The sequence below is a fragment of the Candidatus Methylobacter favarea genome (genome assembly GCF_902806695.1).
In the GTDB taxonomy this organism is placed as follows: domain Bacteria; phylum Pseudomonadota; class Gammaproteobacteria; order Methylococcales; family Methylomonadaceae; genus Methylobacter_B; species Methylobacter_B favarea.
Map to the genome: position 1 here is coordinate 1 of NZ_CADCXN010000015.1, position 4,964 is coordinate 4,964.

Sequence of the window (4,964 nt, forward strand, 5' to 3'; positions counted from 1 at the left end):
CTATCCCCTGGCTGCTGTAGAGCGATTAGCCGGTTTTGCCGCCATTGGCAAACGCATGGATTTTGATATTGATATTGTCGTGCGTTTATTCTGGCAGGGAATTCTAGTCATCAATATTCCCACTTATGTGCAGTACCCTTGCGACGGCATATCCCATTTTAAGCTATGGCAGGATAATGTCATGATTTCAAAAACCCATGCCAGGCTGTTTTTCGGAATGTTGAGCCGGTTTCCCCAGTTGCTGCTCAGGCATCGGCAATGAGAAAATCAACGCACTGGGCGCAGATGGAAGAAGGGGGCGTCGATTTGGGAATGCGGTTCCTGTTGCGTATTTACCTGCTTTTTGGCCGCACCGTCCTGCAACTGTTTTTATACCCTGTCGTGAGCTACTACTGGCTGGTTAACCGGCAGGCTAGAAAAGCCAGTCAAGCTTATCTGGCCCGGATAGCGGGTTTCGCGCCGGCATTAAATTTGAGCGGCAGCGCCTGTTCGAGCTATCGGCACTTCATCAGTTTTGCCAATGCCATTATTGATAAACTGGCCGCCTGGTCAGGGGCGCTTTCACTTGCTGATGTAAAATACCACGGCCGCGATCAGTTATTGGCGGAGATAGAAAAAGGACAGGGCGCAGTTTTGTTAGGTTCGCATCTGGGCAACCTTGAAGTTTGCCGGGTAATCGCTTATCTCGATAAGAAAATGCGCATCACTGTTTTAGTGCATACCAAACATGCCGAAAAATTTAACCGGCTGTTAAATCAATACAGCCCTAATAGCCGCCTCAATCTGATACAGGTGACTGAAATTACTGCCGCTACCTCAATACTGTTAAGCGATAAAATCGCTAAGGGTGAATTAGTTATTATTACGGCAGACAGAACGCCCGTTAATAATCAGCAGCGGGTATCGAAAGTTGATTTTCTCGGCGCCAAGGCATTGTTTCCCCAAGGCCCGTTTATACTTGCTTCATTAATGAAATGTCCTGTATATACGCTGTTTTGTTTAAAGCAGCAGGGAAAACATGTGATTTATTTCGAGCATTTTAGCGACTGTCTGAAATTTCCCCGCAAAGATCGCGAGCAGGCCTTGCAAGAAACGATCCAACAATATGCTGACAAATTGCAGCATTATTGTTTAAAAGAGCCCTTGCAATGGTTTAATTTTTTCGATTTTTGGAGTGACGCTGAAAGCCGGGTCAGTAACGGCCATCAAGAAAATGTGACCAGGCTGACATGTTTATAGCGTTGCCTGTCTATGGGTCAGATTTCGCAGCTCTCGGTAAACAATGCGCTTTATTTTGCTGATTTAAAGCAGTATTTAAGCAATGCTGAGCATGGATGAAAAAATTAAATAAATTAATAGCGTCTATTGCTGATCATCCCTTCCATGCAATACAGACGCTATATGGAACATATCATTTCCCCGGATTTGAGTTCCGTTTTATCAAAATTCAGGGCAGTCCCGGCGCTAACCCTGCTTCAGTTGCTTCGGTAAAAATATCGATACAGGAAAGCAAAATACCTGAAAAATTCTTGCAGTCAGCAGCCTGCAAACTGGCGGCAGCGGATTTTTTAATTCGGCGTTTTCGTCTTGGGATCGAGAAGTTTGCCCGGCAAAATCGCGGTAAAGAGGGCAGTGGTTCATTTAATACCATTGCCTTAAGCCAAAAAATGCTGCAAAGGGATAGCGTTTTAATCGATGAAGAATTCATTTACTTGCGCTTCATTATCAGTTTACCGGCGAAAGGAAAGGGCGGTGGTGTTTTTGACGCCGCGCAGGCATGGATAATGTTTAGCCAGGAACTCGTTGCCATTGTTGAGTTTAGCTTTTTTTATCAACGCTATGATGCTTACGCTCAAACCCTGCTTAGCCGGTTTATTGATGTGCAAAATAAACGTGCGAGTATTAGCTTATATTTGCGGCAGCACGGTCTTGTCGCTTTTATCGCCAACGGCTCAAGACTTCCCCGCACTAGCGGCATCGATGATAGCCCGTTAACCGATGGTGCTGTCAAAGCTTTTCAATCGCCCGATTCCCTGCAGATACAAATTCCCTTGCCGGAAGGCGGCAGCATTACCGGCATGGGCATTAAAGAAGCCGTTACCTGCATTACCGGCGGCGGCTATCATGGTAAATCGACCTTAATGCAGGCCATTTTGGCCGGCGTCTATGCCCACATCCCGGGAGACGGACGGGAATTTGTGGTTAGCAGGGAAGATGCTTTTTTTATCCGTTCTGAAGAAGGGCGCAGTATTCGCGGCGTTGACATCAGCCCTTTTATCAGCGACTTGCCGAATGGCCTTAAAACCCGGCATTTTTCAACCGATAACGCCAGCGGCAGCACTTCCCAGGCAGCCGCTATCGTCGAGGCTGTCGAAAGCGGCTGCCGATTGCTGATGTTTGATGAAGACAGTTGCGCCACCAATTTTTTGGTGCGCGATGAATTAATCGGAAAAATTCTGGATTCCTCACTCGAACCGATCAAACCGCTTTATTCAACACTGCGGTCATTATGGGAACAGTATCGTATTTCGATGATTTTTGTCGTCGGCGGCATAGGCTCTTTTTTGCAGAAAGCCGATACTTGCTTGCTGATGGAAAATTACCACTGCCACGATATTACGGCTAAAGTGCGCAAAAAGCTGGGGCCGATAGCCGCTGAGACGGCTTTTCATGCCGATTTTTCTACAGCACGCCGCTTGGCAAGAGATAACTTTAATCCGGCTTATGAGAATAAGCGTTTGAGAAAGGTTATGGATAAACGCATTAAAAATTTACGCCAGGCGTCCAGGCGACTGGAATATGGGATGGATATTATCAATCTGGATGCGCCAGCGCAAATTGCAGAAGCGCCCCAGCTTTTAGCCATAGGCTACTGTCTGTTCAGCTTACGAAATAAGATGCTTGAGTCTGATAAGCCTGAAACCATCCGTTTCTGGATAGACCGGCTTTATGACGAAATAGAAAAACACGGTTTGGCGATTTTATATCCTGATTATCCCGGAACACTTTCCATGCCGCGTAAATACGAGCTGGCCGCGGCTATCAACAGAATCAGATCGTTGAAGATAGTTCATCAATAATTAGCCGGACTTCAATACGCTTAAACAAGTCTTGCCAGGAACGAAAGAGCCGAAGAGCATACCTTTGCTCTGGTTGGTAAATTGCCGGTAAAAGATTTCTTCTGTACAATTGCTCTGCACAGCAAAAATAAGGCCGGGAATCCCGTCTCTCAGCTTTTTATAAAATCATTCTGGGTAAAAATATGTCTTCTTCCCATTCAAAAAAGCCGGATCCTGATTGGAGCGAAGTAAGGGAAACCGTCAAATTGCTGTCTCTTTCGGCTATTCAGATAGAAGATTTGCTAAAAGAGAGCGACCTATCCATCAACACACTAACCCAGGCGTTTACTGTTATAGTTGAACATATGCAGGCTGTTAATAATTACCTGCTTGCCCTTGAAGCCGGCCAAACAAGAGATGAGGCCTTGGTTTGTTGCTCCGAAACAGGTGATAAAATCCACTCTGCTATCGTGGCTTTTCAATTTTATGACCGGATGGTACAGTGTTTGCACCATGTAACCTCTAACCTAAGCGGATTATCTCAACTGCTGGGCAATCCGGAACGCCTCCATAATCCCGGCGAATGGCTGAAATTTCAGAAGCAAATCCGTTCCAGATATACGATGGAATCTGAAAAATTAATGTTCGATGCCATTTTTCAAGATAAATCTGTAGAAGGAGCGCTTGTGGTAAAAAATAGTCCGTACCCGGCGGATTCAACCGATAATATAGAACTGTTTTAATACCCTATGTCGCTGAAACAATTTGCTTTACTTTGCATGCTGTCTTCTTTCCTTGCGGGTTGCGCGGGATTATACAGCTCCCAGCCTCCGGCGCCGGTTTATGGAGGACGATCCGGGTCCGTGCCTCATCCGGCTCAAACACAATCCCCGCAAATTAATCAACAGCCTCCGGAAATTATCCGGACTGAGCCGCTTAAAGAATCCGCTCCAATGCCTCCGCCTATTGAATTAGATTCTGAACCTTCAGCCCCTGAATCGGAACAGGAACCGGAAACAGAGCCGGAAATGCAATCGCAGTCTTCCACGCCAACGCCTTTTGAACCTTTAGAATCTTCAGTTTCCTTATCTCCGGCTGTAGGGGCATTAGTATCCGCAGCTAACCAAAACACCCAGGCGGGTAATCTTGAATCGGCGGTTTCTTCCATTGAACGCGCGATCAGAATCGAACCTAGAAATGCAACTTTATTTTATAAATTGGCGGTACTAAGGCTAAAACAGTCAAAACCCCGTTTGGCGGAAGATCTGGCAAAAAAATCTGCCTTACTGGCATCCAGCAATACTACGTTGAAAAAGCACAGCTGGCTGTTGATTGCCAAGGCACGGGAAATGCAGAGGAATTTTAATGGAGCCAAAGAAGCGCGTGCAAAAGCGGCAAGATTTTAATGATTTATAATAAAATGATCTTAAGTCCATTATTTTGTCCTGGTTGAGCATAAGCCTTATAAGTCCTGCTTGTGATTGCGAAAGGCTTGATTAAATTGGAACTATCACTTGACTACGGGGGCAGCACGACCTTGAGGTACTTGCTGAAGGCCACGGGTAATTTTAGCGCAGATACTCACTTGGCATGTTGAATGCCCATTTATACAACCTCCAAACTTATAGCCCCTGGGAGACCGGCCTCATTCAAAGCCTTAAATTTTAAAAATGCTATCGCTGCGAGACAGGAGTCGAGTAGTCCCCAGAAGCGGTAGTGCATGTGTTTTCACGGAGCGTTTTTTGCGTAGTGAAAATGCAGGCTTTGCTTTTATGGCGTCGAGTCATATATGGACTCCTCCCCAATTGCAAGCCAAGTTTTTACAGAAATTGATGTTTCCAACAGAAATCAAGATTGCAGCCATGTATTCGGTCTCTTGGGAGAGGTATTTAACCTCTGGACCCT

Annotated in this window: 4 protein-coding genes and 1 pseudogene; all 5 read left to right on the forward strand. The window is 45.8% G+C overall.

Annotation, left to right across the window (positions count from 1 at the left end; translation table 11 throughout):
- Positions 1-262, forward strand: a pseudogene (locus HUX64_RS02090) (glycosyltransferase family 2 protein); the annotation flags it as partial.
- Complete coding sequence (locus HUX64_RS02095) at positions 259-1,239, forward strand: lysophospholipid acyltransferase family protein (RefSeq protein ID WP_174624593.1); 981 nt, start codon at positions 259-261, stop codon at positions 1,237-1,239. The pseudogene HUX64_RS02090 and the gene HUX64_RS02095, both read left to right, overlap by 4 nt.
- A 95-nt stretch (positions 1,240-1,334) precedes the next feature.
- Positions 1,335-3,080, forward strand: coding sequence for an ABC-ATPase domain-containing protein (locus HUX64_RS02100; protein WP_174624594.1), 1,746 nt, complete (start codon positions 1,335-1,337; stop codon positions 3,078-3,080).
- Between the two features lie 182 nt (positions 3,081-3,262).
- Positions 3,263-3,802 carry a hypothetical protein gene (locus tag HUX64_RS02105; protein WP_174624595.1) on the forward strand — a complete coding sequence of 180 codons (540 nt, stop codon included), beginning with the start codon at positions 3,263-3,265 and terminating at the stop codon, positions 3,800-3,802.
- A 6-nt stretch (positions 3,803-3,808) separates the two neighbouring features.
- Positions 3,809-4,465 (forward strand): tetratricopeptide repeat protein, encoded by a 657-nt coding sequence (locus HUX64_RS02110; protein ID WP_174624596.1) that lies wholly within the window; start codon positions 3,809-3,811, stop codon positions 4,463-4,465.
- The last annotated feature ends 499 nt before the right edge of the window (positions 4,466-4,964 follow it).

Excerpts from the sequence above, each read along its gene's own strand:
- HUX64_RS02105 (WP_174624595.1), top strand. The coding sequence starts at position 3,263 with ATGTCTTCTTCCCATTCAAAAAAGCCGGATCCTGATTGGAGCGAAGTA.
- HUX64_RS02100 (WP_174624594.1), top strand. The coding sequence starts at position 1,335 with ATGAAAAAATTAAATAAATTAATAGCGTCTATTGCTGATCATCCCTTC.
- HUX64_RS02095 (WP_174624593.1), top strand. The coding sequence starts at position 259 with ATGAGAAAATCAACGCACTGGGCGCAGATGGAAGAAGGGGGCGTCGAT.
- HUX64_RS02110 (WP_174624596.1), top strand. The coding sequence starts at position 3,809 with ATGTCGCTGAAACAATTTGCTTTACTTTGCATGCTGTCTTCTTTCCTT.